The sequence below is a fragment of the bacterium genome (assembly GCA_008933615.1).
Classification (GTDB): Bacteria; CLD3; CLD3; order SB21; family SB21; genus SB21.
The window spans coordinates 1-2,906 of sequence record WBUR01000087.1; the positions used below are offsets into that span (position 1 = coordinate 1).

Annotated in this window: 2 protein-coding genes; both read left to right on the top strand. The window is 45.0% G+C overall.

Annotation, left to right across the window (positions count from 1 at the left end; all coding sequences use genetic code 11):
• Nucleotides 1–345: 345 nt before the first annotated feature.
• Nucleotides 346–1,755 (top strand): IS66 family transposase, encoded by a 1,410-nt coding sequence (locus F9K33_16470; GenBank protein ID KAB2877385.1) that lies wholly within the window; start codon nucleotides 346–348, stop codon nucleotides 1,753–1,755.
• Between the two features lie 81 nt (nucleotides 1,756–1,836).
• Nucleotides 1,837–2,906: ROK family transcriptional regulator (locus F9K33_16475; protein ID KAB2877386.1), on the top strand; the 1,070-nt coding region annotated here is incomplete at its 3' end.

Here is a 2,906-nt window from a genome sequence, read left to right on the forward strand (position 1 = left end):
AAGATTCTCTGGCTACACCCTGGAAAAAGGCGCTGATATCCCAATTTTTATATCCCGCAGAAAAGCCGAACCCATACGATATTTGTAACTACTCAGGTATCCACCTGATAAAAATTCAGGAGTAGAAGTGAGTGTTTAGTTTTTTGCTCAACTCGTTTTCCCGGGGACGGGTTTGATTTTTTGATTTTATTTTCATCCAGACGATTCTCGTGGGGTTTCAATCTCAAAACTTAAAATTATTTTGCAAATTGTTGATAACAGGCGTCTTGGGTGTTCATAAAGAATAGATTTAGAATTAGTGTATCCGATTTAAGAACTTCGATCTTTGTAAAAAGCAAAAGCGTTATGATTTCGAAAGAAGAACTGAGAAAACTGGACAAGGAAGAACTGGTGGATCTGGTTTATGATCTTTTAATCAAGGTTGATGCTTTGACCCGCATGGTTGAAGAGCTTCAGGATGAAATCAAGCGACTTAAAACGCCAAAGAACAGCGGGAACAGTTCACTGCCTCCGGCTCAGGATTTATTCCGGTATAAGAATCAAAGCCTGCGGGAGAAAAGTGATAAAAAATCCGGGGGTCAAACCGGTCACAAAGGAGAAACACTTCGGATGTTGGCTGCTCCTGATAAAATAGTGGTTCATTGTCCGGATGCCCAATGTCCCCGCTGCGGAAAAATCCATACCGGTGAACAGGGAGAGCTGACAGGCAAAAGACAAGTGATCGATATTCCTTTTATTCAGGCCAGTGTGGTTGAACACCAGGTTTATCAAAGGAAGTGTAGCTGTGGTTATGTCAGTACCGGGAATTTTCCGGCAGAAGTAACAGCGCCTGTTCAGTACGGTAACAACCTGGTTGCACTTACGGCTTATCTGAGTTCGAGACAATATGTTCCCTACTCTCGTCTGAGAGAATTAATAAAAAGTATAACCAATATCTCCATGAGCGAAGGCACCATCTTTAACCTGCTAAACAAAGCAGCCAATATGATACTGCCCCTCTATGAAGGGATAAAAAAGGAAATATCCGAGGCCACTACGGTAGGTGGAGATGAAACGGGAGTGAAAGTTGAAAAGAATAAATTTTGGGCCTGGACCTGGCAAACGATGCGGGGCACATACATTGTCATATCAAAGAGCCGAGGCTTTGTAACGGTTGAAAATACCTTTCCGCAAGGATTTGGCAATGCAACCTTTGTCAGCGATTCCTTGAGCGCCCAGTTAAAGACCCCTGCCAAAGGGCATCAGTTGTGCCTTGCACACCTGCTCAGGGAATTAAACTACTTTGAGCAGCTTTATCACCACAAGTGGGCAACTGAGATGAAGGATTTATTGACCAGGGCTATTAAGCTGAAAGATACCATGACCCCGGAACAGTACACCGGATCATTTGATCAGCGAAGGGCAGTGATCAATGAGTTTGATACGCTGGTAAAGCAAACATTACCGGATACCGTTTCAAAAATGCTTCCATTCCGAAACAGGTTGAGAAAACGAAAGACTCAGGTATTCAATTTTCTGTTTTATCCTGATGTTCCTTACGATAATAACGCTTCAGAGAGGGCAATCCGTAATATCAAAGTCAAGCAGAAGGTATCGGGGAGCTTCCGCTCTGAGCGGGGAGCTGAGATATTTGCGGTATTGCGCTCTGTTGTTGACACGATCATCAAAAAAGGAGGAAATCCATTTGACTCAATCCGGTTTGCCATAACCGTTGCCGCCGGGAAAAATGAATTCCTGAGAACCCAGAGATGTTGAGTATTCAGACCTGAGTAGTTACAAACTCTTTGTCTGGTTTGGCATCCGGAACTTATTTAAATTTAACTTTTTTATTACGGAATGCCTGACCAACTTATTGATCTTTCCAATCTGCCTATCCCTGAGCTAAAAAGGTATAAACTCAGGATGCATATTCTCCGTTCATTGCATAAAAAGGATATGCAAACAGCAGCTACGCTGGCAAAAAAAACCAATGTCAGCCTGCCTACAATCCGTTCTGTTCTGGATGAACTGATCAACCAGGGAATTATCAGTACATCCGGTACCGGAGATTCCAGCGGGGGAAGAAAACCTCTGGTGTACAGCCTCCGGGATGACGCCTTTTTTGTGGTCGCTATCGAGATAGGCCATTTCAGATCGAAAGCTTGTATCGTCGATTGTCACAATAAAAACCGTACAAAAATCCTCGAATTTGAAACGCACATCGATGATCCTGAACTGGAGGAAAAAATTGACGATGCATTGGTTTCCTTACTGAAGGAAGCCGGACTTGAAAGGAGAAAGATCACTGCTGCCGGGATCGGGATGCCGGGACTGATCGACTCAACAAACGGGATCAACAGGACCATTAAAGATTCTGCAGCTCAAGCTATCAGGGACCGCATCGCCCGGCGCATTCAAATCCGAACGGTCATTGAAAATGACGCCCGGATGCAGGCATTGGGTGAATTCATGTTCGGAAAAGCAAAAAATACGCAAAATACCCTGGTGATCACCTGGAACTGGGGACTCGGGCTCGGGATCATTGTAAACGGGGAAATCTATAAAGGTGCAAATGGCTGTTCCGGCGAGTTCAGCCACATCCGGATGGTTGAAAACGGGACACTTTGCGAATGCGGAAAAAGAGGATGCCTGCAGACCATCGCGGGAGCCAAACACCTGACCGAAATGGCACGTGAGGAAATTGCCCGGAATACGGCTTCCCAACTCACCAAAGCTTTTAAGGAAAAAACCAACGAATTAACGCCCCAGGATATCGTCCGCTTAGCAAAAAAGGGAGACGATCTCTGCATCTCATTGCTCAACAAGCTCAGCACTTCGCTGGGATGGGGCTTATCTATTTTGATCCAGCTGTATAATCCGGAGATGATCGTGTTGAGCGGTCCGTTGATCGCGGCAGGCCCCTATGT